The sequence below is a fragment of the Sporosarcina sp. P29 genome, from assembly GCF_002743265.1.
GTDB lineage: Bacteria > Bacillota > Bacilli > Bacillales_A > Planococcaceae > Sporosarcina.
This window is the reverse complement of the sequence record NZ_PDYX01000021.1, coordinates 1-26,426: the sequence shown is the minus strand read 5'-3', so window position 1 is coordinate 26,426 and position 26,426 is coordinate 1. Positions and strand designations below refer to the sequence as shown.

At 43.7% G+C, this 26,426-nt stretch carries 27 protein-coding genes, 1 tRNA gene and 1 other RNA gene; 23 read left to right on the top strand and 6 right to left on the bottom strand.

What is annotated here, in order from left to right; translation table 11 throughout:
* The first annotated feature begins 24 nt into the window (after positions 1-24).
* From trxB to CSV68_RS14025, 6 genes are all read left to right on the top strand, one after another.
* Positions 25-978 (top strand): thioredoxin-disulfide reductase, encoded by a 954-nt coding sequence (trxB, locus tag CSV68_RS14050; protein WP_099635195.1) that lies wholly within the window; start codon positions 25-27, stop codon positions 976-978.
* A gap of 204 nt (positions 979-1,182) precedes the next feature.
* Entirely contained in the window at positions 1,183-1,659 is a 477-nt protein-coding gene (locus CSV68_RS14045; RefSeq protein WP_099662450.1) for an 8-oxo-dGTP diphosphatase, read from the top strand.
* Between the two features lie 5 nt (positions 1,660-1,664).
* Positions 1,665-2,552, top strand: a complete 888-nt coding sequence (gene rapZ / locus CSV68_RS14040) for an RNase adapter RapZ (RefSeq protein WP_099662449.1) — start codon at positions 1,665-1,667, stop codon at positions 2,550-2,552.
* A 7-nt stretch (positions 2,553-2,559) separates the two neighbouring features.
* Positions 2,560-3,522 (top strand): gluconeogenesis factor YvcK family protein, encoded by a 963-nt coding sequence (locus tag CSV68_RS14035; RefSeq protein ID WP_369823541.1) that lies wholly within the window; start codon positions 2,560-2,562, stop codon positions 3,520-3,522.
* A 41-nt stretch (positions 3,523-3,563) separates the two neighbouring features.
* The gene (gene whiA / locus CSV68_RS14030) at positions 3,564-4,490 is read left to right on the top strand and encodes a DNA-binding protein WhiA (protein ID WP_099635192.1); all 927 of its coding nucleotides are present in this window, start codon (positions 3,564-3,566) and stop codon (positions 4,488-4,490) included.
* A 48-nt stretch (positions 4,491-4,538) separates the two neighbouring features.
* On the top strand, positions 4,539-4,796 hold the full coding sequence (locus tag CSV68_RS14025) for an HPr family phosphocarrier protein (RefSeq protein WP_099635191.1): 258 nt from the start codon (positions 4,539-4,541) through the stop codon (positions 4,794-4,796).
* 414 nt (positions 4,797-5,210) lie between these two features.
* Here CSV68_RS14025 and clpP read toward each other — a convergent pair whose 3' ends face one another.
* The gene (clpP, locus tag CSV68_RS14020; protein ID WP_099635190.1) at positions 5,211-5,807 is read right to left on the bottom strand and encodes an ATP-dependent Clp endopeptidase proteolytic subunit ClpP; all 597 of its coding nucleotides are present in this window, start codon (positions 5,805-5,807) and stop codon (positions 5,211-5,213) included.
* Positions 5,808-6,038: 231 nt separating this feature from the next.
* Here clpP and CSV68_RS14015 point away from each other — a divergent pair.
* Positions 6,039-6,110 (top strand) — tRNA-Arg (locus CSV68_RS14015).
* Between the two features lie 302 nt (positions 6,111-6,412).
* On the opposite strand, the gene CSV68_RS14005 is transcribed toward CSV68_RS14015, so the two are convergent.
* The 5 genes from CSV68_RS14005 to CSV68_RS13985 form a co-directional block, all read right to left on the bottom strand.
* Positions 6,413-7,705, bottom strand: coding sequence for an arsenic transporter (locus CSV68_RS14005; RefSeq protein ID WP_099662447.1), 1,293 nt, complete (start codon positions 7,703-7,705; stop codon positions 6,413-6,415).
* Complete coding sequence (locus CSV68_RS14000) at positions 7,696-8,010, bottom strand: ArsR/SmtB family transcription factor (protein ID WP_099662446.1); 315 nt, start codon at positions 8,008-8,010, stop codon at positions 7,696-7,698. Before CSV68_RS14000 ends, CSV68_RS14005 begins: the two co-directional genes overlap by 10 nt.
* 135 nt (positions 8,011-8,145) lie before the next feature.
* Positions 8,146-9,123, bottom strand: a complete 978-nt coding sequence (locus CSV68_RS13995) for a metal ABC transporter solute-binding protein, Zn/Mn family (RefSeq protein WP_199175035.1) — start codon at positions 9,121-9,123, stop codon at positions 8,146-8,148.
* A 61-nt stretch (positions 9,124-9,184) separates the two neighbouring features.
* On the bottom strand, positions 9,185-10,054 hold the full coding sequence (locus CSV68_RS13990) for a metal ABC transporter permease (RefSeq protein WP_099662444.1): 870 nt from the start codon (positions 10,052-10,054) through the stop codon (positions 9,185-9,187).
* On the bottom strand, positions 10,054-10,794 hold the full coding sequence (locus CSV68_RS13985) for a metal ABC transporter ATP-binding protein (RefSeq protein ID WP_099635184.1): 741 nt from the start codon (positions 10,792-10,794) through the stop codon (positions 10,054-10,056). Before CSV68_RS13985 ends, CSV68_RS13990 begins: the two co-directional genes overlap by 1 nt.
* Positions 10,795-11,213: 419 nt before the next feature.
* Between CSV68_RS13985 and CSV68_RS13980 the strand changes: the two genes are divergently transcribed.
* The 16 genes from CSV68_RS13980 to CSV68_RS13910 all read left to right on the top strand — a co-directional run bounded on the left by CSV68_RS13980 (position 11,214) and on the right by CSV68_RS13910 (position 26,134).
* Positions 11,214-11,792 (top strand): LemA family protein, encoded by a 579-nt coding sequence (locus CSV68_RS13980; protein WP_099635183.1) that lies wholly within the window; start codon positions 11,214-11,216, stop codon positions 11,790-11,792.
* Positions 11,789-12,574, top strand: coding sequence for a TPM domain-containing protein (locus CSV68_RS13975; protein WP_099635182.1), 786 nt, complete (start codon positions 11,789-11,791; stop codon positions 12,572-12,574). The genes CSV68_RS13980 and CSV68_RS13975 overlap by 4 nt, the downstream gene beginning before the upstream one ends.
* Positions 12,575-13,551: 977 nt before the next feature.
* The gene (locus tag CSV68_RS13970) at positions 13,552-13,785 is read left to right on the top strand and encodes a glutaredoxin family protein (protein WP_099662443.1); all 234 of its coding nucleotides are present in this window, start codon (positions 13,552-13,554) and stop codon (positions 13,783-13,785) included.
* A gap of 126 nt (positions 13,786-13,911) precedes the next feature.
* A complete protein-coding gene (locus CSV68_RS13965) occupies positions 13,912-14,937 on the top strand; it encodes a sugar-binding transcriptional regulator (protein ID WP_099635180.1) in 1,026 nt (341 codons plus the stop codon).
* A gap of 62 nt (positions 14,938-14,999) precedes the next feature.
* The gene (gap, locus tag CSV68_RS13960; protein WP_099635179.1) at positions 15,000-16,007 is read left to right on the top strand and encodes a type I glyceraldehyde-3-phosphate dehydrogenase; all 1,008 of its coding nucleotides are present in this window, start codon (positions 15,000-15,002) and stop codon (positions 16,005-16,007) included.
* A gap of 133 nt (positions 16,008-16,140) precedes the next feature.
* Positions 16,141-17,328 (top strand): phosphoglycerate kinase, encoded by a 1,188-nt coding sequence (locus CSV68_RS13955; RefSeq protein WP_099662442.1) that lies wholly within the window; start codon positions 16,141-16,143, stop codon positions 17,326-17,328.
* 12 nt (positions 17,329-17,340) lie between these two features.
* Complete coding sequence (tpiA, locus tag CSV68_RS13950; protein WP_099662441.1) at positions 17,341-18,105, top strand: triose-phosphate isomerase; 765 nt, start codon at positions 17,341-17,343, stop codon at positions 18,103-18,105.
* Entirely contained in the window at positions 18,095-19,621 is a 1,527-nt protein-coding gene (gene gpmI, locus CSV68_RS13945) for a 2,3-bisphosphoglycerate-independent phosphoglycerate mutase (RefSeq protein WP_099662440.1), read from the top strand. The genes tpiA and gpmI overlap by 11 nt, the downstream gene beginning before the upstream one ends.
* Before the next feature lie 12 nt (positions 19,622-19,633).
* On the top strand, positions 19,634-20,929 hold the full coding sequence (eno, locus tag CSV68_RS13940) for a phosphopyruvate hydratase (protein WP_099635175.1): 1,296 nt from the start codon (positions 19,634-19,636) through the stop codon (positions 20,927-20,929).
* A gap of 111 nt (positions 20,930-21,040) precedes the next feature.
* The gene (secG, locus tag CSV68_RS13935) at positions 21,041-21,268 is read left to right on the top strand and encodes a preprotein translocase subunit SecG (RefSeq protein WP_029054061.1); all 228 of its coding nucleotides are present in this window, start codon (positions 21,041-21,043) and stop codon (positions 21,266-21,268) included.
* Between the two features lie 61 nt (positions 21,269-21,329).
* The gene (locus CSV68_RS13930) at positions 21,330-22,076 is read left to right on the top strand and encodes an alpha/beta hydrolase (protein WP_099662439.1); all 747 of its coding nucleotides are present in this window, start codon (positions 21,330-21,332) and stop codon (positions 22,074-22,076) included.
* An 83-nt stretch (positions 22,077-22,159) separates the two neighbouring features.
* Positions 22,160-24,496: a ribonuclease R gene (rnr, locus tag CSV68_RS13925; protein WP_233192931.1), complete on the top strand. Its 2,337-nt coding sequence runs from the start codon at positions 22,160-22,162 to the stop codon at positions 24,494-24,496.
* Between the two features lie 42 nt (positions 24,497-24,538).
* On the top strand, positions 24,539-25,006 hold the full coding sequence (gene smpB / locus CSV68_RS13920; RefSeq protein WP_099635172.1) for an SsrA-binding protein SmpB: 468 nt from the start codon (positions 24,539-24,541) through the stop codon (positions 25,004-25,006).
* Positions 25,007-25,096: 90 nt separating this feature from the next.
* Positions 25,097-25,458, top strand: a transfer-messenger RNA (tmRNA) gene (gene ssrA, locus CSV68_RS13915).
* Positions 25,459-25,634: 176 nt separating this feature from the next.
* Positions 25,635-25,784 (top strand): hypothetical protein, encoded by a 150-nt coding sequence (locus CSV68_RS17215; RefSeq protein WP_156890526.1) that lies wholly within the window; start codon positions 25,635-25,637, stop codon positions 25,782-25,784.
* Positions 25,784-26,134, top strand: coding sequence for a type II toxin-antitoxin system RelE/ParE family toxin (locus CSV68_RS13910; protein ID WP_099662437.1), 351 nt, complete (start codon positions 25,784-25,786; stop codon positions 26,132-26,134). The genes CSV68_RS17215 and CSV68_RS13910 overlap by 1 nt, the downstream gene beginning before the upstream one ends.
* Positions 26,135-26,426 lie beyond the last annotated feature (292 nt).

The following is a 26,426-nucleotide window of genomic DNA, read 5'->3' as shown; positions in this document are numbered from 1 at the left end:
GTATTTTGAAGGAGGAAAACTACTATGACAACGGAAGAAAAAGTATATGACGTAATTGTCGTTGGGGCAGGACCAGCAGGGATGACAGCAGCTGTCTATACATCACGTGGAAACATGTCCACATTGATGTTAGAAAGAGGCTTGCCAGGCGGTCAAATGGCCAATACAGAAGAAATTGAGAACTATCCAGGATTTGAAAGTATTTTAGGTCCAGATATCTCGACAAAAATGTTCGATCATGCGAAACGTTTCGGTGCTGAATATGCTTATGGAGACGTAACGAAAATCGAAGACGGTCGCGAATTTAAGACGGTTCACGCAGGTGGAAAAAGTTATAAAGCACGTGCAATTATTTTGACTACGGGCGCAGAATACCGCAAGATCGGTGTACCGGGTGAAGAAGAATTGACTGGCCGTGGCGTAAGTTATTGTGCGGTATGTGATGGAGCATTCTTCCGCAATAAAGATATCGTCGTTATTGGTGGCGGTGACTCTGCGGTAGAAGAAGGTTCATATTTAACGCGTTTTGCTAATAAGGTAACTATTATCCACCGTCGTGATACATTGCGTGCACAAAAAATCGTTCAAGAGCGAGCGTTTGCCAATGAAAAGATTGATTTCATTTGGAATTCAACGGTTAAGCAAGTGAATGAAAAAGACGGTAAGATTGGTTCCATAACGCTAGTTTCTACTGAAGACGGTTCTGAACGTGAAATGGAAACTGAAGGTATGTTCGTTTATATCGGATTGGACCCAATCACAGAGCCTTTCAAAGATCTCGGCATTTTGGATGAAAACGGCTATATTGAAACAAATGACATTATGGAAACAAAAATTCCAGGTATCTTTGCTGCAGGCGATGTGCGTGAGAAGTTATTACGTCAAGTCGTAACAGCAACAGGAGACGGAAGTATTGCAGCTCAAGCAGCTCAGAAGTATATCGAAGAGTTGATGGAAGAAGTAGAAGCGAAGGCGTAAAATAGGTTATCAATTTGTAACGTCTATGTAATCGTTTTGCAATAAAAAAGGGGGATAATAGAAAAAGAAAGACACCCCTTTCATAATATAGCAACTTTGTGGCTATTTACGGTACAAACTTCCGTGAATAGTCACCTTTTTTTTTCGTTTTCAATGAAAGCGTTGTATACTATAAATACATACTTGAAAAGTGGGGAACTACATATGCAAAAAATTGCTAATTTGCTCGTGGTAAAAGACGGTCAAGTCCTTTTGCTGAAGAAGCCGAGGCGTGGTTGGTATGTGGCGCCGGGTGGGAAAATCGATGAAGGTGAGTCTATTTATGAAGCCGCTAATCGTGAATTTCTCGAAGAAACCGGTGCGCAAGCGATCTCGCCACATTTAAAAGGCGTATATACGATGATGATCATGGATGATGAAGGAAAAGAATTATTGAATGAATGGTTACTCTTCACATTTGTCGCACACGACTATTCCGGAGAGTTAATGAAAACCACCATCGAAGGTGAACTGGAATGGCATCCGCTAGAAAGTTTGCATACACTACCAATGGCGGAAGGGGATCGCAAGAACTTACTTTTTGCGGTTAGTCAGAAAGGTATGCAGTATGGAACGTTCTATTATACAGAGCAATTCCGCTTCTTGCGGGAATCACTTCAACAATCAATGGAAGGTGACTAACATTTATGGATCAACCACAAGTGGTAAATGAATACGAAGTTGTCATAATTACGGGTATGTCAGGAGCAGGTAAAACAGTCGCCATGCAATGCTTTGAAGACATGGGGTTCTATTGCATAGACAACTTACCACCCGAATTATTTGTAACATTCCTGGATTTGATGATGAAGTCAGATAATCAAATGAGACGTATTGCAGCCGTGATGGATACGCGCGGAGGAAGTTTATTCGACTCCATGATTACTGCACTCGAAGGATTATTCAAAATGGAAGATGTTAAAACGAGTTTGCTATTCCTCGATTCAGATGACGAAGCTCTTGTGAAACGTTATAAAGAAACACGTAGGTCACATCCATTATCTGAAGGTGGCACGTTACTCGAAGGTATTCGCAAAGAGCGTCTTTTATTAACAGAAATAAAAGGACTATCCCGTTCGATTATCGACACATCCAAATTAAAGCCTAAGCAATTACGAGAAAAAATCACAGGCGAATTTTCTGAAGCTGGCGAGCCGAACTTCACCTTAAATTTTGTCTCATTCGGATTTAAACATGGGATGCCGATTGATGCAGACGTAGTGTTCGACGTACGGTTTTTACCGAACCCGTTTTATTTGGAAGAATTACGTCCATTGACAGGTTTGAATCGTGAAGTGTCAGATTACGTATTGAAATGGTCGGACACGAAAGAATTAATCGAAAAACTAACCGATTTATTCAAGTTCTTGATTCCGCAGTATAAACAAGAAGGAAAAGGTCAAGCAGTCATTGCGTTCGGTTGTACAGGTGGTCAACACCGCTCTGTTACACTTGCTGAATACTTTACAAGTGTGTTTAAAGGCGACTACCCGACCTATGTATCACATCGGGATGTTGAAAAAAGAAAGGGTTGACATGAATATGCAATCCACTACGATGAAAAGAGTTGTTGTGTTCGGTGGCGGCACAGGATTATCCAATATCCTTCGCGGTTTAAAACGCTACCCAATTGAACTGACAGCGATTGTTACGGTGGCGGATGACGGGGGAAGTTCAGGCCGTTTACTCGACCAGTATAACGTCCCGCCACCTGGAGATATAAGACAGGTTATGGCAGCGCTTTCAGATGTGGAGCCGATGATTGAGAAAATGTTCCAGCATCGATTTGAGGGAACGGATGGTTTGAAGGGACATTCTCTTGGTAATTTAATGCTTACAGCCCTAACGACTATCACGGGTGATTTCGCACGTGCAGTTGAGCAGATGGGCGTTGTTCTGAATATTAAAGGAACAGTATTACCTGCAGCAAATCAGCGAATTACCTTGCATGCCGAGCTCGAAGATGGTTCAATCATTACAGGTGAATCGAAAATTCCTCTCTATGGAAGGAAGATCCGTAACGTTTTTATCACGCCTCAAGATGTAAAACCTTTGCCGGAAACAGCCGATACGATAAAAAATGCAGATTTAATCGTATTTGGGCCGGGAAGCTTGTATACTAGTACTTTGCCAACACTTTTAGTGCAGGATATCCGCGAAGCAATTCTCGAAAGTACTGCAAAAAAGGTCTATGTTGGTAATTTAACGACGCAACGTGGCGAAACTTATCGTTATACTGCTTCTGAGCATGTTCAGGCGCTCTATGATCACGCGGGAGAACCTTTTCTTGATGCAGTACTAGTGAATAATGCAGAAGCGTTCAGACGTACGTATAACCTGAATGAAAATGAAGAGCCTTGGCTTGTAGAGAACGACTTAGAAATACTGCAATCACTAGTGTCTGAAGTATTTGTGCAGGAGATCGCGACAATATTAGATGGAACGATTATGCATAAAACGATGGAAGTATCAGATATGTTGATGCGTTATATAGAGAGAACGTAGAAGGCGGATAGATATGAAGATCGCCGAAGAGGGGGAATATCATGTCTTTTGCATCCAAAACGAAAAAAGAATTGACGCAGATTGAGGCGGATGACTGCTGTACGAAATCAGAAATTGCGGCATTCATCCGTATGAATGGTGTCATGTCTTTTTCTAATAAACAACTAAGTCTTGACGTTCAAACAGAAAATGCATCTATTGCGCGTCGTCTGTATTCGAACATGAAGGCGTTGTATCCATATAAAGTGGAATTGCTTGTACGAAAAAAAATGCGCTTAAAGAAAAATAATGTCTATATTTGCCGAATCCGTGATGGGGCTAAGCACTTATTGGAAGAATTATCGATCATGACGCATGATTTCCAAATGATCAATACGATCGATCCACAGTTAATTGAAAAAGATTGCTGTGCACGCGCATACTTACGGGGAGCTTTCCTGGCAGGAGGTTCCGTGAATAATCCGGAGACGTCTTCTTATCATTTGGAAGTCTTCTCGAGCTATCAAGAACATAGTCAATCACTTGTTGAGTTGATGAACCATTTCCATTTGAACGCGAAATCAATTGAACGGAAAAAAGGATTTATTGCGTATCTTAAAGAAGCAGAAAAAATATCCGATTTTCTTGGCATCATTGGTGCGCATGTATCTCTTATGAAATTTGAGGATGTGCGGATCATGCGTGATATGCGCAACAGTGTAAATCGGCTAGTCAATTGTGAAACGGCCAATCTGAATAAGACGATCGGTGCAGCACAAAGACAAGTTGAAAATATTAAGTTGATTGAACGCACGATTGGTTTAGATCAATTACCAGAACGTCTGCAAGAGATTGCTCAATTACGTGTCACGCACCAAGATGTGACGCTAAAGGAGTTAGGCGAGCTGGTGACGGGTGCACCGGTCAGTAAATCAGGTGTCAATCATCGTTTGCGTAAGATTGAAGAAATCGCAGATCGATTACGTTAAATTACTAGTAGATCCTTCATGAGAAGAGGAAGAAAAGGAGCACACAATATGGTAGAAAAAACAATTACAGTAGGGATTAAACCCGGTTTACAAGCGAGGCAGGCAGCGTTATTTGTACAGGAGGCCAATAAGTATTCGGCTGATATTTATTTGAAGAAGGATAGTCGTCAGGTGAATGCGAAGAGCATCATGGGGATTATGAGTTTGGCGATTGCGAAGGGTACGGAGATCACGTTGATTACGGACGGGATCGATGAGGAGTTAGCTCTTCAGAATTTGGCTGATTTAGTGGAAGATGAGCAATGAGTTGGATATGGGTGGCGATGACCTTTTGAGGTTTCGTCATCTTTTTTTGTTTTTTGGTATAAGGGAGGGGAGACGTGGAGAAGTTGTTGGTCTGCGTTCCAGGCGGACGCTTTCCGGAGGGCGTGGCCCGAGCCGCTTCCTTCACTTCGTTCAGTCCAGGGTCTCGAACTCACGCTGATCCTCCCGGAGTCGCCGCCTTAAGTGCAAAGATGTGCTTCTAACGCTTCGCTTTTACTCGCAAAAGCCGTACTTCGCCACGGCTCTCACTCCGACCAAAAAGTGTCTCTTTCTGGAGTTAGAGAGCTAGTCCATTTGATTGGTAAAGATAAAACCAAAACCAAAACCTAAATAAAAATACAAAATAAAAAGGTTGTCGCGGAAGGCCTTTTGGCTTTCTGCGACAACCTGTGGTATTTATTTCTTTTCGATGTCGCTGCGTTCTAGAACGTGGTCGATTAGACCGTATTCTTTAGCGCGTTCGGCAGTCATGAAGTTATCGCGGTCTGTGTCTTTTGCGATGACGTCGATTGGCTGACCCGTGCGATCGGATAGGATTTGGTTTAGTTTTTCACGTAGGTGCAAGATGCGTTTTGCAGCGATTTCGATTTCAGTTGCCTGACCTTGTGCGCCACCTAGTGGTTGGTGAATCATTACTTCTGCGTTTGGCAGAGCGTAACGTTTACCTTCTGTACCAGCTGTTAGCAAGAATGCACCCATAGATGCTGCCATTCCTACACAGATTGTGCGGATGTCTGGTTTGATGTATTGCATTGTATCATAGATTGCCATACCTGCTGTGATGCTTCCACCTGGGCTGTTGATATAAATGGAGATATCTTTCTCTGGATCTTCAGCTTCCAAGAATAGCAGTTGTGCCACGATGGAGTTTGCTACGTTGTCGTCAATACCGCTCCCCAACATGATAATACGGTCTTTCAATAGACGAGAGTAGATATCGTACGCTCGCTCACCACGGTTTGTTTGTTCAATAACTGTAGGAATTAGATTCAATTAGACTTCCTCCTTTAATTACTTCATAATATTCGTTCGGTTGAAATCATTTCGTATTTCAACTATAACTGTATTTTACCTATTAAGGTCAACAAAGGTCAAATCATTTGCCTTAAAAATACACATTGCTTTTCATTATATTCTACGATATAATGGAAGATGTCTCTTACAGAAGAAAAGCTTTTTTCTGTAGTGGAGTAATTATAGTTAAAGTTTGATACTACACGTTTAGTCCTCGTGGTGCAATGGATAGCACGTGAGCCTCCGAAGCTCAAAATGTGGGTTCGACTCCCGCCGAGGGCATCAAGGTTCTATCTAAACAACGGTTGTTTGCCATGGTCCAATTGGATCGTGCAGACAATCGTTGTTTTTTTATGCTGTTGGAAACATTTAAATAGAACACACTTAATGAGAGAACATGTAAGTAATCTCATTGAGTGTGTTCTTTTTTAATTCGTTATATTCATTTTGTTTACTTTTTCCTATGGATAAATCATCGATAGAAATTGAGAACCAAAGTAATGCTCCGGAGATCAGCATAAACGTTTGTGAGAGTTCGCTAGTATCTAAATAGGGGAAGTGCCAATCCTTGGCCTTCCTTACTTTCAAGAAACCGAAAGCCACCACCATAACCCCGTCAACGTAATTAGAAGCGTAGGCACAGTCAATACGATACCTACCTTGAAATAATAGCCCCATGAAATACGCACGCCTTTTAACGATAGCACATGTAACCAAAGCAACGTCGCTAGTGAGCCGATGGGTGTCATCTTCGGTCCTAGATCTGAGCCGATGACGTTCGCATAGATTAGCGCTTCTCGCACATCAGGCGGAACCGCGGCATCTTGGATTGCGAGCGCGTCGATCATGACAGTCGGCATATTATTCATAATCGACGATAGGATCGCTGCAATGAACCCCATGCTAATCGTTGCAGCATACAAGCCATGGCTCGATGTCCACTCGATCAAACCTGTCAGTACAGACGTCAATCCTGCATTGCGCAATCCATAGACAACTACGTACATCCCGATAGAAAAGAACACAATAGCCCAGGGTGCGCCTTTGATTACCGTTTTAGTCTGCACCGCTTCGCTTGTCCTTGCGATCAGCAAGAATATGATCGCAATGGAACCTGCGATGAAGGAGACCGGTAAACCTAGTGATTCGCTAATGAAGTAGCCGAACAATAATACGCCGAGTACTATCCAGGAAATACGGAATAGTTTATCATCACGTATCGCACTGGCAGGTGTACGTAGCAATTTCTCATCAAAACGTTTCGGTATCGATTTGCGGAAGTACAAATACAACACGACAATACTTGCGCCAAGACTGAAGAAATTCGGAATGATCATACGGCTCGCGTATTCAGCGAAGCCGATGCCGAAGAAGTCAGCAGAGACGATATTCACGAGATTGCTGACGACAAATGGCAGGGAAGTAGTGTCCGCAATGAATCCCGACGCCATGACGAAGGGTAAGATCATTTTCTCTTTGAAATTAAGCGCACGCACCATCGCGAGAACTATGGGCGTGAGTATTAATGCGGCTCCATCATTTGCGAATAAAGCCGATACACCGGCACCAAGCAGGATGACTAGTAAAAACATCCGCACGCCGCTTCCTTTGGCAAAACGCGCCATATGTAATGCAGACCATTCGAAAAATCCGATTTCATCGAGGATTAAGGAAATGATGATCAGTGCAACAAACGTTAATGTAGCATTCCATACGATAGACGTTACATCGATGACATCAGTAAAGCTGACGACACCAAAAAGTAAGGCGAGAACCGCACCAGCGATAGCGGACCAGCCGATGGATAGGTTACGCGGTTGCCAAATAACCAGGACCAACGTGAGTAGAAATATAGTAGCAGCTAGTATTATTTGCATCGATTCTCCTCCTGACTACATGTAATAGTAGGAACCGGTAATAACTTCAATAATTCTTGTAGTAACAAGTAGTGGGGATGGGAATCATTTAATGACCAAAACACCCAACGTCCACGTCGTTCATTCAGCACAATTTCATCACTCTTTAGTCTGTGCATATGCTGGCTAATTGCAGGTTGTGATACGTCTAGTAAAGTATTCAAATCACAAATGCATAAAGGCTTTTGCTCCAATGCCTTCAATAATTGCAATCGGGATTGATCACCAATCGTTTTCAAGAAACGTTCCATTTGTTTAGGATTCATAAAATACTCCTTTGTTTTTAGTATCTATAGCATATAAGCTAAGACTTATATATTCAATACTTTTATACAAACAAAAAAGGAAGCCACAAGGGGAGTGTGGCTTCCTTTTTATCTCGAGTTGGTTGACCGAGTTACTTATCGTTCTTTGCTCAACTCATCATGAATGAGATCCATATTGTAGCTCAAATATTTTACATACGTATCAATCTCGTCACCTGGGTTACCGATTTCGTCAGAGTAGATCGGCTTTTCAGCAATTGGAACGCCAGTCTCTGCAGAAACAGTTTCCATTGGGCGAGTGTCTACGTTGGATTCTACAAATAACACAGGAACTTTGTGCTCTTTGATATAGTTAATGAGTTCTTTAATTTGTTTAGGAGAACCATTCTCTTCTGTATCGATTTCCCAGATAAACGCTTCTTTTAAGCCGTAGTGATCATTCAAGTACTGGAAAGCACGTTCACTTGTTACGAGTACACGGTTTTCTTCAGGTATTGTAGAAATACGCTCTGCGAATTCATCATCCAATTCTTGAAGACGTTTTACGTATTTGTCACCTTGCGCTTGAATTTTTTCGCTCTCTGTCGGGTGCTTTTCAATCAATACGTCGCGCATAGCTTCTGCCATCTTGACACCAACCGCTGGATCGATAAACGCGTGTGGATTGATTTCCTCATCAGTGCCGTCTTCTCCACCGATATACTTCGGTCCTACATCTTCAGTCAAGCTGAAAATATTTTCGTCCTTCTGACCGACGGAATCCATCATTTTGAAGAACCAGCCTTTTTCTCCGCCTTCCAGGTTCAAACCGTTGTAGAATAATACGTCAGCATCTGTTGCCGCTTTAATATCATTCGGCAATGGCTCATATTCGTGAGGGTCCGTTCCAGTTGGTACTAAGTTATATACGTCAACGTAGTCCCCACCGATTTCACGTGCCATATCCGCAATGATAGTAAATGACGTAACGACTTTCAGCTTGTCGCCTGTTTCCGCTACTTTGTCTCCGTCGTCCGTACCTTCTGTCTTTTTGCCTTCATCATCATTACCGCATGCCGCTAACATAAATACAGCGAGCAATGACAACGTTAGCCACTTTGCTAAGTTCTTCATGTAATACACTCTACTCCTTTATGGATATTAAATTTATTTTACCGCCGTGGCAGTTGGTCCCTTACTCGGTTGCGCCTGTCATTGATTTACGTTTGAATTTCTTCCGGAACATACCGACCACAACACCTTGTTTAGGTGAGAATAAAAATGCCAGGACGAAAATGGCTGTCGCGGCTAAAGCGATCACGGGTCCGGATGGCATGTTGTACAAAAAACTGAAATACAATCCAGTGATGGAAGACACGGCACCGAAAAATGCTGCCAGTACGACCATGATGGATAGGCGATTCGTTAACAAATACGCCGTAGAAGCGGGTGTAATCAATAAAGAGACAACAAGAATTACTCCAACAGTTTGTAATGAAGCAACTGTAACCAACGTTAATAAAAACATAATCGCGTAATGAATTAAACGCGTTTTCAAACCGTATGCTGCGGCCATCGTCTCGTCAAAACTAGAAACGAGAAGTTCTTTAAAGAACAACACGACTACTAAAATGACAATGGCACCAATGATCAATGTCAGCCACATATCAGAACTACGGACAGATAACACGTTACCGAATAAAATCTGCGTTAAGTCCGTCGCGCTTTTGGCTTGTGTGATTAAAATAATCCCGAGAGCAAAAAATGCTGAAAAGACAATCCCGATAGAGGAGTCATTCTTGATTCGACTATTTTGAGATATGGCACCGATGCTGAATGCGGTAAGAACACCCGTAAACACGGCACCATAGAAATAACTAATTCCAAGCATATAAGAAATGGCAACACCCGGTAGAACCGCATGGGAAATCGCATCACCCATCAAAGCCATACCTCGAAGAACGATGAAACTACCAATGACTCCACAAATGATGCCGACCATGATCGACGTAATCAATGCTTTCTGTAAGAAACCGTACGTCATTAAGTCTTGAATAAACTCCATTACATAGAAACCTCCAAGCCGTCGATCATAAATTCACGGTTATATGCTTTCGCCATATTGTCTGACTGGAACACTTTACTAGTAGGACCTGCATCAATTAACTCTTTATTAATGAGGACCAACCCATCAAAATACTTTTTCACTTTAGACAAATCATGGTGAACAACGAAAATCACTTTGCCGGCCTCTCGCATTTCGCGCAAAATTCCAATAATGATTTCTTCACTGGATACGTCAATTCCGACAAATGGTTCGTCAAGAAAGAAGTAGTCCGCCTTTTGGGCTAGTGCGCGTGCAAGGAATACCCGTTGTTGCTGGCCGCCCGACAATTCACCAATTTGGCGATTTGCGAAACCTTCCATTCCTACTTGCTTTAAACACTCCATTGCCCATTCTTTATCTGCTTTACGCGGACGTCTTAGCAAACCAATTTTTGGATACGTTCCTAGTAAAACCGTATCTTTCACAATGATCGGGAAGTTCCAGTCGATATTGGAACGCTGAGGAACATAAGCGATTTGCTTACGCATGGAATCCACCGTCTTGCTACCGATTTTTACATCTCCCTGATCTTTATGGATAAGACCAAGCATAGCTTTCATCAATGTAGATTTACCCGCACCATTTGGCCCGAGAACACCAATCAAACTACCAGATCCAAATGAAAACGAAACGTCTTTTACGACTTCATTGCCGTCATACGAAACACTTATATTGCTGACCGTTATCGGATCTATCATCCAGTTTCCTCCTCTTTTCTTTCCCTAGTGCAACTTTCAGATAAAAGGAATACAACTTTTATTTTACTCAAGAAGCAGTATAGTTTTTTTATAAGTAATAATATAAAACAATAGTTTCCCTTATGCAACTCTAATGCATGATTGGTACTATATTGTTTCCTTCGTGCAACATTTATTAGTATAACTTACTCAAAAATATCTGTAAAGCGGTAATTGAAAATATATTCTTGCAGATTTCCTCAAGAAGCACATGTATTTGAATAGATGCGTCATATTGTATGTAGTTTATGCTTATATATAGGAAGTAAACTGGACATAAACCCAATGACTCACTTTAAAAATATTGCAACTGGAAGTTTGGTGAGTGAAAGAAGTAGGGTAAGTACATACTAATGAGATGATGAGAGGAGTAGTGATGTATGAAGAAAGTAGCTGGCCCGCTTATAGCCATCATAGTGTTAGTAGTAATCGCAGCGATTATGATCGTTCCTTCTTACAACAAATTAGTCAATCTAGAAGAAGACGTCGACCAGTCGTATGCGCAGATTGAAACGCAATTACAACGTAGAGTAGATTTAATCCCGAACCTAGTCAATACAGTGAAAGGGTATGCCTCACATGAAAAAGAGGTGCTTGAAAACATTGCCAACGCACGTAGTAAAATGGCCGGGGCACAAGGTCCTGAAGAACAAGCAGCCGCAGATTCAGAACTATCGAGCGCATTAAGTCGTTTACTAGTCGTTGTAGAAAACTATCCTGACTTAAAAGCGAATCAAAACTTCCAACAATTAATGGATGAATTAGCAGGTACGGAAAATCGTATCGCGGTTGCACGCAAAGATTATAACGACGTCGTGTCGGTCTTTAATAGAACCGTTAAACGATTCCCAGGTAAAATCGTTGCTTCGATCTTCGGATTCGATGAAAAAGAATACTTCAAAGCGGTCGAAGGGGCGCAACAACCGCCATCAGTCGATTTTGGGGATGACGCGAAGTGATCAACCGCATCTGCATGTTCTTCGTAGCACTACTAGTGGCCCTTACTGGTACTACGACCGTTCATGCGATTACAGAAGTAGTAGTGGACGATGCGGACATTTTATCACCCGAGCAAGAAGCAGAGATAGAAGAGTATGGCATTCGCTTGCAAGCAGCAACGAAAGCCGAACTCGCTGTTCGTACAGTATATTCCCTAGAAGGCGAGTCGGTTGAGGAATACGCATTACGCTTGCTCCGTGAATTGCAATTAGGCGATAAAGAAATGGACAACGGCGCATTGCTCGTCGTTTCCACAGAAAAAAATGAAGCTGCAGGTATTGAGCGGAAGTTTTATTTAACGACCGGCTACGGTTTGGAAGGAGCACTTCCTGACGGTAAAGTGGGACGTTATATTGATGAACTAGCGATGCCGTATTTAAGGCAAGAACAACCAGACCTCGCGATTATGGAAGCATACAAAGCTTTCTATAATGAAATAGCCGCGGAATACGGACTCGAAGGCGATGAGTTGCCAGTCGTATACCCTGAGCAAGGTGAAGAAGACGTAGGCATGCCATCGATTATTTTCGTGATCATCGTTCTCTATATTCTCTTCCGCATCTTTTTCGGCGGTGGAGGAAGAGGCGGTGGCGGCGGTCCAGGTGGTCGATCGAGCGTTGGTCCGATATTCTTCCCTGGCTCCGGTGGCGGTGGCTTCGGAGGTGGAAGTGGCGGCGGGGGCTTTGGTGGCTTCGGCGGCGGTGGTTCCGGTGGTGGTGGCGGAGCAGGCCGAAGTTGGTAATAGCTTACTTCGCGGGAAGTGACGATAACTCGAATTTTGAGTTATCGTCACTTTTTTGTTTGGATTGGTTGGTTAAGTGCTCTATGTGGCCACGGGGCGCTTAAGGAGATAGGCTAAGCGCTCAATGATTCACGCTATCTGCTCTATGAAGTTTCGCGAGTGCTCTATACGTAGTGCTATCCGCTCTATCGCGGTCCATAGCCGCTCATAGTTTCATGTTATTCGCTCTATGTAGCTGCGTATCCGCTCAATGCCCGCGGCACGACAGCTCGTCCTCCCACATTCTATCCGCCGCGCCATCTATCTTTGGCATTTGCTGTTTGCCGCTCAATGAATCACAAAATCCGCTCAATCCCATCCTGCCAACGCTCTATCCATAGCGTTATCCGCTCTATCGCGATCCGCAGCCGCTCATAGTTTCATGTTATTCGCTCTAAGTAGCTGCGTATCCGCTCAATGCCCGCGGCACGACAGCTCGTCCACCCGTATCCAATCCGCCGCGCCATCTATCTTTGGCATTTGCTGTTTGCCGCTCAATGAATCACAAAACCCGCTCAATCCCATCCTGCCAGCGCTCTATCCGCAATGCCATCCGCTCAATCCCAATCCGCAACCGCTCATAGTTTCATGTTATCCGCTCTATGTAGCTGCGTATCCGCTCAATGCCCGCGGCACGACAGCTCGTCCTCCCACATTCTATCCACCGCGCCATCTATCTTTGGCATTTGCGATTTCCGATCAATGAATCACAAAATCCGCTCAATCCCATCCTGCCAACGCTCTATCCGCAATGCCATCCGCTCTATCCCAATCCACAACCGCTCATAAATCCACGTTACCCGCTCTATCAAACCCCACAACCGCTCATACCCCATCCCAACCTCAACCTCAACCTCAACACCCACTCCAAAAAATGCAAATCCCTAGAAAAACAACCCAATCCATGCCATCATAAGTACAAACGAGGTGATCCACATATGAAAATTCAATTCTACACAAAACCCAATTGTGAGCTATGCGAAGAAGCGGAACGAATGCTTCACTTGGTCGCGGAAGATTACCCACTCGAGTGGCAGACGATCAATATAGAAGAAGATGACGAAATCCACGAGAAATATATGCTGATGATCCCGGTCATCGAGCACGAAGGACAGGTGTTGGCATATGGAAATATCGGCTATGTCGATGTTTTGGAATTAATTGAACAATGAAAACGCTTTCTTGTTGTGTTTCGTTTTCAAACATGCTATACTTCACGTATAGTATTTTTTTACACTAGGTGGGACAAGAATAAACAACGGGGATCAAATATAACCCACTTGAAAAGAGTGATGTGAGTGAACTTGTCATTTTATGAAGCGCAACTCGCACTTATACCTGAACTTCCGCTGTTGATCGAGCAACGCTACCATATGTTGAAGCTAATCAAAGCGTCGGGACCTGTTGGCAGACGAACACTTAGTTCTGTGTCTGGTTATTCCGAGCGGGAAACGCGCACGATGCTTGATTTATTGAAAGAGCAGGAATTGGTGCATATTGCGAAAGATGGCGTATCGACTACAGAAAAAGGTATAGAAGTGCTCTTTGCATTGCATGATACGATGGAGGAAAGATCGGGCAGACGTCAACTTGCGAATGAGTTGGCGGAGCGTCTTGGCATTCTAAAAGTACATGTAGTAGAAGGGGATTCCGATGATTCACCTTTAACGAAAAAGTTGCTCGGTATGCAAGCAGCGAAACAATTTCGCTCGCGCATTAAAGGCAATGAAATTGTCGCAGTAACTGGCGGCAGTTCAGTAGCCGCGATTCCATCGTTTATGCAGCAAGACGAATTGCCGGATGTGCAATTCATAGCAGCAAGAGGTGGCGTAGGGGAAGAAATTGGGTTACAGGCGAATATGATTGCTGCTTCGTTTGCAGAAACGTGTCAAGCAACATACAAAGCGTTTTATTATCCAGATACTTTGAGTGAAGAAGCACATGCGGTATTCCAGCATGAGCCTGCTGCGAAAGAGATGCTGGAGTTATATAGTCGCACCGATTGCGTGATCCACGGTGTCGGGAATGCGACGAAAATGGCTGTATTGCGAAACTCTCCTGAAGAGGAACAGCAGATTCTACAGGATCGGCAAGCAAAGGGAGAAGCGTTCGGCTTTTATTTCAATCAGCAAGGTGAAATTGTCCATCGGATTCGTACAGTTGGAATTCAGATGGAGCAATTGCAAGACGTTCCGCTCGTGCTCACAGTAGCCGGCGGGGCAAGTAAAGCGGAAGCACTGCTGTCGTATTTAGCCAGTGCACCGTCTCAGACGATTTTAGTAACAGACGAAGGGGCAGCGGAAAATATGCTGTCGCTCATGTAAAACGCGAACACAATGCCTAGAAGGCAAAAACATAACAACCACTTTAACGGAGGCGATTTAGTATGACAGTAAAAATAGCGATTAATGGATTTGGACGAATTGGACGATTGGTACTTCGCGAAGCATTTGCAACAAAAGATGTGGAAGTAGTGGCAATTAATGATTTGACAGACGCAGCGATGTTGGCTCATTTATTGAAATATGATTCAGTGCACGGCATTTTTGATACAGATGTGCAATCAGATGAATCTTCAATCATGGTAAATGACAAAAAGATCAGCGTGTTTGCAGAAAAAGATCCTGCGAACTTACCTTGGAAAGACCTTGGCGTAGATATCGTGATCGATTGTACAGGTGTCTTCCGTTCAAAAGAAGCATTGCAAAAGCACATCGACGCAGGTGCGAAGAAAGTCATCTTATCAGCTCCGCCACAAGGTGACATGACGACACTTGTGATGGGTGTCAATGAAGGAACGTACGATGCAGCGAACGACCACATCGTATCGAACGCGTCTTGTACGACAAACTGTTTAGCACCTGTCGTGAAAGTATTGAATGATTCATTCGGCGTTAAGCGCGGTATGATGACGACGATTCACTCGTATACGAACGACCAGAAAATTCTTGATCTACCACACTCCGACTACCGACGTGCGCGTGCGGCTGGCGTGTCGATGATTCCAACGACAACGGGTGCAGCTTCTGCTGTAACGAAAGTAATTCCTGAACTGAAAGGGAAACTAGATGGAATGGCCGTACGTGTGCCAACTCCAAACGTTTCACTTGTGGACTTTGTAACGGAACTAGAAAAAGACGTAACGGTAGAAGAAGTCAACGCTGCATTGAAGAAAGCTTCTGAAGGCGAATTAAAAGGACTTCTATTCTTCAGTGACTTGCCATTAGTATCTGTTGATTACAATGGAAACACTGCTTCTTCCACAGTAGATGGATTGTCTACTATGGTGATGGAAGACAATATGGTAAAAGTAATTTCTTGGTACGATAATGAGTCAGGTTACTCTGCTCGTTGTATCGATCTTGCACGATATATGAGCAAACAAGGCCTATAAGCCGAGAAAACCATGAATTCTGTTATAAATCGTAGCCATTCCACAAGTAACCGATTATAATGAATAAATATGGGTGAGAGGAACGGAGAACCCCGTTCCTCTTTTTGTATTTAAGCCGAGGAGGACTTATTGTATGAACATGAAAAAGACGATCAGAGATATTAAATTGAACGGCCAGCGCGTATTTTGTCGCGTGGATTTCAACGTACCGATGGAAGACGGAGCGGTAACGGATGATACACGCATTAGAGCGGCACTACCAACAATTGAATATATGACAAACGCAGGGGCAAAAGTGATTTTAGCTAGCCACCTCGGACGTCCTAGAGGTGAAGTACAAGAAGAAATGCGTTTGACACCTGCTGGCGATAAATTGTCTGAGCTTCTTGGGAAAACAGTGAAGAAACTCGATTCATCAATAGGTGAAGAAGTAGAAAAAGCGATTGCCGAAATGAAAGACGGCGACGTGATCTTGCTGGAAAACGTTCGCTTTAATCCAGGCGAAGAAAAGAATGATGCAGAACTGTCCAAGCAATATGCAGAGCTTGCTGACGTCTTTGTGAATGACGCATTTGGAACAGCGCACCGCGCACATGCTTCCACTGCTGGCATTGCAGAGTACATACCAGGCGTTCTTGGCTTCTTACTGGAGAAAGAATTAGATGTTCTCGGTAAAGCCTTGTCTCATCCTGATCGTCCGTTCACAGCGATCATTGGCGGTGCGAAAGTGAAAGATAAAATCGGCGTTATTGATAATTTGTTGGATAATGTCGACAACTTGTTAATTGGTGGCGGATTGTCATATACATTCACACGCGCACAAGGTCACGAAACTGGAGATTCACTAGTAGAAGAAGATAAAGTTGAGTTGGCGAAGTCTTTCATTGAAAAGGCGAAGCAACGGGCAGTGACTTTATACTTGCCGACAGATGCAGTCGTAGCGAATAAGTTTGCAGCGGATGCAGAAACGAAAACGGTTTCAGTCGACGCGATTACAGAAGGCTGGATGGGTCTCGATATCGGACCGGAAACAGCAGCGCGTTATGAGCAAGTGATTAAAAACTCGAAGTTTGTCATCTGGAACGGGCCGATGGGTGTGTTCGAAATGGAACCATTCGCAAACGGTACGAAAACAGTGGCTGACGCGATGGCAGAAACAGCAGCTTACACGGTAATTGGTGGAGGAGACTCTGCAGCGGCTGTGGAAAAGTTTGAAGTAGCAGAACAAATGGATCACGTATCTACAGGTGGCGGCGCTTCACTCGAGTTCATGGAAGGCAAAGAATTGCCAGGAGTCGCTGTACTACAAGATCGAGAATAAGGAGGAATTCTTTTGCGAAAACGAATAATTGCGGGCAACTGGAAAATGTTTAAATTATCTGGTGAAGCTGCAGATTTTGCGGAACACATTAAAGAACAACTCACGGCATCAGATCAAGTCGAAGCAGTCATTTGCCCTCCGGCATTGTATCTGAACGATTTACAACAACGTTTTGAAACGACTGCGATTAAAGTAGGCGCTCAAACGATGCATGATACAGACGAAGGGGCATTCACAGGCGAAATCAGCCCAGCTATGCTGGAAGACTTAGGCGTACAGTATGTCATTCTTGGACACTCTGAACGTCGTCAGTATTTCAATGAAACAGACGATACGGTAAATAAAAAAGTACTCGCAGCGTTCAACCATCACCTCGTACCGATCGTTTGTGTAGGGGAATCGTTAGAACAACGTGAAGCACTTGAAACGGTTTCAATTGTTTCCGCACAAGTAGAAAAAGCGTTTCACGGCGTAACAGCGGAACAAGCGAAACAAGCTGTCATTGCGTACGAACCTATCTGGGCAATCGGCACAGGCAAAACCGCAACAGCTGACGATGCCAATGAAGTATGTGCAGCGATCCGTCATAAGGTCGAAACACTTTATACAAAAGATGTAGCAGATGCAGTGCGTATTCAATACGGCGGCAGTGTAAAACCAGAAAACATCGCTGAATTACTTAGCAAGGACAATATTGACGGTGCGTTAGTCGGAGGAGCAAGTCTTGATCCGGCAGCATTCGTAAAATTAGTGGAGGCTGGAACTCATGGCGAATAAACCGGTCGCGTTAATTATCTTGGACGGTTTTGGCTTACGAGATGAATCGTACGGCAACGCGGTAGCGCAATCTAACATTCCAAACTTTGATTTGCTGTGGGAGAACTACCCTCACGCAACATTGACGGCATGTGGCGAAGCGGTAGGGTTACCAGAAGGACAAATGGGGAACTCTGAAGTAGGACACTTGAACATTGGGGCTGGGCGTATCGTCTATCAAAGCTTGACGCGCATCAACAAGTCGATTCGTGAAGGCGAGTTCTTTGATAACGCGACATTGCTTGAAACGATGGAGCACGTCAAAACGAAAGACTCTGCACTTCACGTGATGGGGTTACTATCTGACGGCGGCGTTCACAGTCATTATGAGCATTTATTCGCTTTATTGAAAATGGCGAAAGAACATGGCGTGGAGCGTGTCTACTTGCATGCATTCCTCGACGGACGTGACGTAGGACCGACGACAGCACTTCCTTATATCAAACGTACAGAAGATGTCATGGAAGAAGTCGGTGTTGGCCAAATCGCGACAGTGTCCGGCAGATATTTTGCGATGGACCGCGACAAGCGCTGGGAACGCGTGCAGAAAACGTATGACGCGATGGTCTACGGTATCGGACCTCATTGTGATTCAGCAGAAGAAGGAATCCGCGCTTCATATGCCGAAGAAATACATGATGAGTTTGTCGAACCATTTGTCGTTCAACAAGACGGCAAACCAGTAGCGACGATTCATAACGGAGACGCGGTTATATTCTTCAATTTCCGCCCAGACCGTGCGATTCAATTGTCACGCGCTTTAACGCAACCTGACTTTGATGGCTTCGATCGCGGCGTGAAAAAATTTACGGACTTACATTTTGTCGGCTTTACGCATTATAATGATGATGTAGTAGCAGACATTGTATTTCATAATGTCAATCTAACCAAAACAATCGGTGAAGTGCTAGAAGACCAAGGCAAGCGTCAGTTGCGTATTGCGGAAACGGAAAAATATCCGCATGTGACGTTCTTTATGAGTGGCGGACGCGAAGAGACGTTTGAAGGGGAAACCCGCATTCTGATCAATTCGCCGAAAGTCGCGACGTACGATTTGCAACCGGAAATGAGCGCATACGAAGTAACAGATGCGTTAGTGGCGGAAATCGAAGCGGAACGACAAGATGCCATCATCCTGAACTTCGCGAATCCGGATATGGTCGGTCATAGCGGAATGCTAGAGCCGACGATTAAAGCCATTGAAACGGTCGATACTTGTTTAGGCCGAATCATTGATGCCTTATCTGCAAAAGGCGGATCGGCTATCATTACAGCGGATCACGGCAATGCGGATGAAGTCACTACTATCGGTGGACAACCTATGACGGCGCACACGACAAATCCTGTACCTGTCATTGTGACGAATCCAGATGTAGTGCTGCGCACAGACGGTATTCTTGCAGACTTGGCACCGACGATGTTGAAAATGTTAGGAATTCCACAACCGGTTGAAATGACCGGAAAATCATTATTCTAAGGAGAGATTTTCATGCCAATCATTACCCACATTCAAGCTAGAGAAGTATTGGATTCACGAGGCAATCCAACTGTAGAAGTAGAAGTATTCACAGAAAGCGGTGCCTTTGGACGTGCCATCGTACCATCTGGTGCATCTACTGGGGAGTATGAAGCGGTAGAATTGCGTGACGGCGACGAAAATCGTTATAACGGTAAAGGCGTATTGAAAGCAGTCGATCATGTCAATGAAGTGATCTCTTCTGAACTAGAAGAAAACTATTCGGTATTGGATCAAGTCGTCATCGACAGAGCATTGATCGAATTAGACGGTACAGACAATAAAGGCAAGCTCGGTGCGAACGCAATCCTAGGAGTATCTATGGCAGTTGCACACGCAGCAGCAGATTACCTAGACGTTCCATTGTACCAGTACCTTGGCGGATTCAACGCGAAGCAATTGCCGGTACCGATGATGAATATCCTAAACGGTGGAGAGCACGCAGATAACAACGTTGACATCCAGGAATTCATGATCATGCCAGTTGGCGCAGAATCTTTCCGACATGCACTTCGCATGGGTACGGAAATTTTCCACAGCCTAAAATCTGTACTTCACAGTAAAGGCTTGAACACAGCAGTTGGAGACGAAGGCGGATTTGCTCCGAACTTAGCTTCTAACGAAGAAGCACTATCAACGATTATCGAAGCAATCGAAAAAGCAGGGTACAAAGCAGGCGAAGATATCTTGCTGGCAATGGACGTAGCTTCTTCTGAGTTCTACGATAAAGACCAAAATAACTACTACCTTGCAGGTGAAGATATTCGTAAAACATCTGAAGAAATGGTTGCTTGGTATGAAGAGCTTTGCGAAAAGTACCCAATCGTATCAATCGAAGACGGTTTGGACGAGAACGACTGGGCTGGTCACAAGCTATTGACGGAACGTCTTGGCAATACAGTTCAATTAGTCGGTGACGATCTATTCGTGACAAACACGGAAAAATTATCACGTGGAATTAAAGAAGGCATCAGTAACTCGATCCTTATCAAAGTGAACCAAATCGGTACATTGACTGAAACATTCGATGCGATTGAAATGGCGAAACGCGCAGGCTATACGGCAGTCATCTCTCACCGTTCAGGTGAATCAGAAGACGTCACGATTGCAGATATCGCAGTCGCAACAAACGCTGGCCAAATCAAAACGGGTGCACCTTCTCGTTCGGATCGTGTCGCGAAATACAATCAATTGCTTCGTATCGAAGACCAATTGTTTGAAACGGCACAGTACCTAGGCAAAGACACATTCTATAATTTGAATAAATAATAAACGCTACTACTGGTCAATCGGCATAATTTGTAACAAAAGGTTGTGCCGAGAGACTTGCTTTGGTAGAATAGAAATGTTGTAACTTGCTATTTTTGGAGGTGGAAAAACATGCATGCAGTTTTCACAGCATCGCTGATAGTCGTAGCTATAGCATTAATAGTAGTCGTTTTATTGCAATCCGGTAAAAGTGCGGGACTGTCAGGGGCCATCTCCGGAGGCGCAGAGCAACTTTTCGGAAAACAAAAAGCACGTGGATTAGATCTCGTTCTACAAAGAGCGACAATCGTCTTATCCGTCTTATTTTTTGTCCTAACCATTGCGATTATGAAAATATAAAATGCAAGCGCCTGACCATGTTTGAACGGTCAGGCGCTTTTCGTAGAAGGGAACGAAAGACATGCGAATTGCCCAACCGAAACCATTCTTCTTTCAACATGGAAAACGTGCGGTATTACTGTTGCATGGTTTCACAGGAACATCCGCGGACGTGCGGATGCTCGGCCGCTTCCTAGAAAAACATAATTATACTTCATTAGCACCACATTACCGAGGTCATGGTGTGCCGCCTGAGGAACTAATCCTGACGAATCCTGACCAGTGGTGGCAAGATGTATTGGATGCATATAATGAGCTAAAAGAGGCAGGATATGATGAGATTGCGGTGGCGGGATTATCGCTCGGCGGTGTATTCTCATTGAAACTCGCAGCGCAATTTCCGCTCAAAGGCATCGTCACGATGTGTGCACCGATGACGATGAAAACGACTGACTTGATGTGGTCAGGCGTGCTGAAATATGCACGAGACTACAAAAAGTTCGCAGGCCTGTCAGACGAGCAAATCAAAGAAGAAATGGACGACTTAAAAACGAAGTCGATGCCAGGTCTAGACGGTTTGCGATCGATGGTACAAGGCGTACGCAACCAAGTCGACTGCATCTACACACCATTACTCGTAGTTCAATCACGTCATGACGACGTAATCGATCCAAATTCCGCGCAAATCATCTATGACGAAGCAGAATCCACGGACAAAGAACTACAATGGTACGAAGAATCCGGCCACGTCATTACACTAGGTCCCGAAAAAGCACAACTTCACGAAAACGTACTACATTTTTTACAATCCCTTGATTGGCAAGAGTGAAAACAGGGGAAGATATAACTAAAGAAACAAAAGGAGGAGATGATTGTTTGGAACCAAATATAAAAGAGTTACAAGAACGGGTTATGTCTTTATTAAAAGACAAATCCTATATGCCGTCCACTGTCCACGAAATACAAGAAGCACTCAACTTAGAACAGGCGGACGAATTTAAAGACTTAGTAAAAATGCTCGTACAATTAGAACAGAGCGGGAAAATCGTTCGTTCACGCAATAACCGTTACGGCTTGCCTGAACAAATGAATCTACTTCGCGGTAAATTTATCGGTCACGCAAAAGGCTTCGGCTTTGTCGTACCAGAGGAAGTAGAGGGCGATGATGTCTTCATCCCACCACATGAAGTAAACGGCGCTATGAACGGCGACATCGTCTTCGTACGCGTATCCGGCAGCTCATTCGGAGATCGTCGCGAAGGCGTCATCACGAAAGTAGTCGAGCGTAAAACGACACAAGTCGTCGGAACGTATCAAGCCCATGAAGGCTATGGTTTCGTTCTACCAGATGATAAGAAATTGCCGATGGATTTATATATCGAAAAAGGTCATTCACTAGAAGCGGTAGACGGTCAGAAAGTGATCGCAGAAATTACGAACTGGCCAACCGATGAAAACAATGCAACGGGCATGATCACACAGATTCTCGGGCATAAAAACGACCCAGGCGTAGACATCCTATCGATCATTCACAAACATGGTATTGCAATCGAATTCCCTGAAGATGTTATGGAACACGCGAACAGTGTACCGACGACAGTTCAGCCAGAAGACTTCGAAGGCCGTAGAGATTTACGTAAAGAATTGACGATGACCATTGACGGTGCCGATGCAAAAGACTTGGATGATGCGATTTCCGTCTTCAAAGAAGACAACGGATCCTATCGTCTATTTGTGCATATTTCGGACGTCAGCTATTATGTCACAGAGAACTCTCCAATGGACGTAGAAGCTGCAGACCGTGGTACGAGTGTCTATTTAACAGACCGCGTCATTCCGATGTTACCGCATCGCTTGTCTAACGGTATCTGTTCTATCAATCCGGGAGAAGATCGCCTGACATTGACATGCGAAATGAAAGTCGATGCGAATGGTAAAGTCATGGATCATGATATTTATCCGAGTGTTATCAATTCCAGTTACCGTATGACATACGATGAAGTGTATCAAATCATCGATCATCAAGACGAAGAACTTTCAAAGAAATACGAAGAAATCGTCCCGATGTTAAACGACATGGCTAAACTGGCAAGCATTTTCCGTAAGAAGCGTCAAGATCGTGGTGCAATCGACTTCGACTTCAAAGAATCCAAAATTCTAGTAGATGAAGAAGGATGGCCAACAGACGTCATCATTGTCGAGCGTACAGTATCTGAACGTCTGATCGAGGAATTCATGCTAGCTGCCAACGAAACCGTTGCCGAGCACTTCGACCGCATGAAAGTACCGTTCTTATACCGAATCCACGAAGATCCTAAAGAAGAGAAATTACAACGCTTCTTCGAGTTCCTTACGACATTTGGTATCGTCGTCAAAGGAACAGGGAAAGAAGTCGATTCAGGTGCATTGCAAGAAATCGTTAAATCGATCGAAGGAATGCCAGAACAATCACTGATCTCAACGATGTTATTACGTTCGATGCAACAAGCGAAGTACTTTGAAGACAGTATCGGTCACTTCGGTTTGTCTACGGAATACTACACGCACTTCACTGCACCGATCAGAAGATACCCAGACTTAATCGTTCACCGTCTGATCCGTACGTATTTATTCAATAAAGACACGTCGGCACAAACGGTTGCACATTGGTCCGCTACACTGCCTGAGATTGCTCGACACACGTCTGAACGCGAACGCCGTGCAGTAGACGCAGAGCGTGATACGAACGCACTGAAGAAAGCACAGTTCATGTTAGATAAAATCGGAGAAGAGTTTGAAGGCGTTATTTCTTCTGTGACGAACTTCGGAATCTTTGTCGAACTGGAGAACACGGTAGAAGGACTCGTGCATGTCAAAAATATGAACGACGACTATTATCGTTTCGACGATCGCCAAATGATGATGATCGGCGAACGGACAGCGAAACAATACCGTATCGGAGACGAAGTAAAAGTGCGTGTGACATCTGTTAAACCAGAAGAACAAGCAGTAGACTTCGAAATCGTCGGCATGAAAGAGAACTTCAGAGGTTCTCGTAAAGAGTCACCAACAGTGATTCAAGCTAGTAGAGGCAAGAGCAGAGGACAAGGTGCAGGCAGAGGAAGAAGCCAAGCGTCTAGTAGTAAACCAAGTGCAGGTGGCGGAGCGAAAAGTTCTAGCGACAAGCGCAATAAAAAGTACGAAAAGCCAAAGAAGAAGTTTTACGAAGGTATGCCAAAGAAATCTAAGAAACGACCGAAGAAAAAATAAGACTGGAGCACGTCTCCGGTCTTCTAGCAAGGAGGAAGTTGCATGGCCAAAGGATCTGGAAAAGTACTCGCCGTCAATAAAAAGGCGAACTTTGATTACGCAATTGAAGAAACGATTGAAGCAGGCATCGTGCTAAAAGGAACGGAAATCAAATCGATCCGCAAAGGGAAAGTCCAGTTGCGCGACGCATTTATTCTAATCCGTAATAACGAAGCATGGTTGTCGAATATGCACATCAGTCCGTATGAACAAGGGAATATTCATAACCACGATCCCGTCCGCGTACGGAAATTACTGTTGCACAAAAAACAAATAGCTTCACTCGCAGGTACGATGAAAGAACAAGGGTATTCCATCATCCCGTTGAAAATGTATATAAAGAACGGCTTCGCTAAAGTATTGATCGGTGTAGGTAAAGGGAAGAAACTCTATGATAAGCGCCAAGACTTGAAAGAAAAAGAGCATAAGCGTGATATGCAGCGAGTATTCAAATCCAATCAACAAGATTGATAATCGAACCGATTTATTATATACTAGATGAAGTATCAAGTACGACCCGCCGTTTTAAGTGAAACGGGCCTGGGTTCCGGACTTTCCTTCGGGGACGTTACGGATTCGACAGGGGTGGTCTGGGCTTGAGCCGCGCGTCGGAGGGATCGTCTCCGTCAGAAACGACAGTTAATAATAACTGGCAAAACAAACAACAACCTAGCATTCGCAGCGTAAGCTGTTGAATCTACCTTCCGTTTCCATCGCTCATGTGGAGGCGTAAGGTTCACTTATTAGTGAGCTACGATGACATCTGCATTCTGAGGGTGTCATAAGAGATTCCCGGAATAGCGCACAGGACGCCCTGATTGATGGCAGAATGCTTGCGCGAAACCTAAGTAGTCAATCTACACGCGTAGACGCTGAAGTAGCAGAGCCTTTGGACGTGGGTTCGACTCCCACCGTCTCCATTATGAGATTAAGGTGTAATAAGATGTAAGGGATATTGTACAAGAGAACTTCTTGTGTGATATCCCTTATTTTTAAAATAAAGTAAAACGATGTTTAAATCATCATGCTCATTACATACTTACACATATATATAATCTGAAAGGATGTGGTATGTGTGGATGAGAAGGAGGAAAATGAAATGGCCATTTTAAAAGACAATCAGGCAGATAGTAAAAAAATACTGACAGAATCTATAAAAGAAGTAGACCAAATGAGAAAGGGAAAGCTACCCAAACATTCATATAAGGATATGATGAACCGAGTGAGGAAGAGCTTAGAAGAAAAATAATGGAGTATAAAGTGCTTGGCGTTAAAGCGTTCGAAAAAGAGCTTTTAAAAATCGCTAGAAAATATCCAGTAGTGGTTGATTTAGTCGATTCCCTTTTTGCGGATTTTGAAGAAGGTAAATTATATGGGGACCGAATTCCCAGAACCAAAGGAAATGTCGTATATAAAACCAGATTGAGTAATCCAAATGCAAACAAAGGAAAGAGTGGCGGATTTCGTGTAATATGGTATTTAGTCACAGCCGACTTAGAAATATATCCGTTAACCATTTACTCTAAAAACGAACAAGAAGATATATCTGTAAAGGAAATCATACGAATAATAGATCGAATTTTAGAAAATGAATTGTAGTGAAGCAGCTATACGAAGACGTTGAATACATCTGGAAATATATCCAGTGATGAATCGGTTTTCTATACTTTTTCGATGAAGGGATATTGTACAAGAGTGAGCTCTTGCACAATATCCCTTATTTTAATAAAGGGGATGTAAGCTGTGATAGAAAAAACGGTTCTATAATAAATGTTGGGGTTCTCAAACAATTGAACAAAAAATGCACGTGATCACCAATTTCTTTTATACTTGAATTGTCGAGAAACAAGTCAAAGAGAAAGGTGATACGTGCATATGAATTTTATCATGA

What these genes read in the sequence shown, in the direction of transcription:
- trxB (WP_099635195.1), top strand. Translation starts at nt 25, where the DNA reads ATGACAACGGAAGAAAAAGTATATGACGTAATTGTCGTTGGGGCAGGA.
- CSV68_RS14045 (WP_099662450.1), top strand. Translation starts at nt 1,183, where the DNA reads ATGCAAAAAATTGCTAATTTGCTCGTGGTAAAAGACGGTCAAGTCCTT.
- rapZ (WP_099662449.1), top strand. Translation starts at nt 1,665, where the DNA reads ATGGATCAACCACAAGTGGTAAATGAATACGAAGTTGTCATAATTACG.
- CSV68_RS14035 (WP_369823541.1), top strand. Translation starts at nt 2,560, where the DNA reads ATGCAATCCACTACGATGAAAAGAGTTGTTGTGTTCGGTGGCGGCACA.
- whiA (WP_099635192.1), top strand. Translation starts at nt 3,564, where the DNA reads ATGTCTTTTGCATCCAAAACGAAAAAAGAATTGACGCAGATTGAGGCG.
- CSV68_RS14025 (WP_099635191.1), top strand. Translation starts at nt 4,539, where the DNA reads ATGGTAGAAAAAACAATTACAGTAGGGATTAAACCCGGTTTACAAGCG.
- CSV68_RS14005 (WP_099662447.1), bottom strand. Translation starts at nt 7,705, where the DNA reads ATGCAAATAATACTAGCTGCTACTATATTTCTACTCACGTTGGTCCTG.
- CSV68_RS14000 (WP_099662446.1), bottom strand. Translation starts at nt 8,010, where the DNA reads ATGAATCCTAAACAAATGGAACGTTTCTTGAAAACGATTGGTGATCAA.
- CSV68_RS13995 (WP_199175035.1), bottom strand. Translation starts at nt 9,123, where the DNA reads ATGAAGAACTTAGCAAAGTGGCTAACGTTGTCATTGCTCGCTGTATTT.
- CSV68_RS13990 (WP_099662444.1), bottom strand. Translation starts at nt 10,054, where the DNA reads ATGGAGTTTATTCAAGACTTAATGACGTACGGTTTCTTACAGAAAGCA.
- CSV68_RS13985 (WP_099635184.1), bottom strand. Translation starts at nt 10,794, where the DNA reads ATGATAGATCCGATAACGGTCAGCAATATAAGTGTTTCGTATGACGGC.
- CSV68_RS13980 (WP_099635183.1), top strand. Translation starts at nt 11,214, where the DNA reads ATGAAGAAAGTAGCTGGCCCGCTTATAGCCATCATAGTGTTAGTAGTA.
- CSV68_RS13970 (WP_099662443.1), top strand. Translation starts at nt 13,552, where the DNA reads ATGAAAATTCAATTCTACACAAAACCCAATTGTGAGCTATGCGAAGAA.
- gap (WP_099635179.1), top strand. Translation starts at nt 15,000, where the DNA reads ATGACAGTAAAAATAGCGATTAATGGATTTGGACGAATTGGACGATTG.
- CSV68_RS13955 (WP_099662442.1), top strand. Translation starts at nt 16,141, where the DNA reads ATGAACATGAAAAAGACGATCAGAGATATTAAATTGAACGGCCAGCGC.
- gpmI (WP_099662440.1), top strand. Translation starts at nt 18,095, where the DNA reads ATGGCGAATAAACCGGTCGCGTTAATTATCTTGGACGGTTTTGGCTTA.
- eno (WP_099635175.1), top strand. Translation starts at nt 19,634, where the DNA reads ATGCCAATCATTACCCACATTCAAGCTAGAGAAGTATTGGATTCACGA.
- secG (WP_029054061.1), top strand. Translation starts at nt 21,041, where the DNA reads ATGCATGCAGTTTTCACAGCATCGCTGATAGTCGTAGCTATAGCATTA.
- CSV68_RS13930 (WP_099662439.1), top strand. Translation starts at nt 21,330, where the DNA reads ATGCGAATTGCCCAACCGAAACCATTCTTCTTTCAACATGGAAAACGT.
- rnr (WP_233192931.1), top strand. Translation starts at nt 22,160, where the DNA reads ATGTCTTTATTAAAAGACAAATCCTATATGCCGTCCACTGTCCACGAA.
- smpB (WP_099635172.1), top strand. Translation starts at nt 24,539, where the DNA reads ATGGCCAAAGGATCTGGAAAAGTACTCGCCGTCAATAAAAAGGCGAAC.
- CSV68_RS17215 (WP_156890526.1), top strand. Translation starts at nt 25,635, where the DNA reads ATGGCCATTTTAAAAGACAATCAGGCAGATAGTAAAAAAATACTGACA.
- CSV68_RS13910 (WP_099662437.1), top strand. Translation starts at nt 25,784, where the DNA reads ATGGAGTATAAAGTGCTTGGCGTTAAAGCGTTCGAAAAAGAGCTTTTA.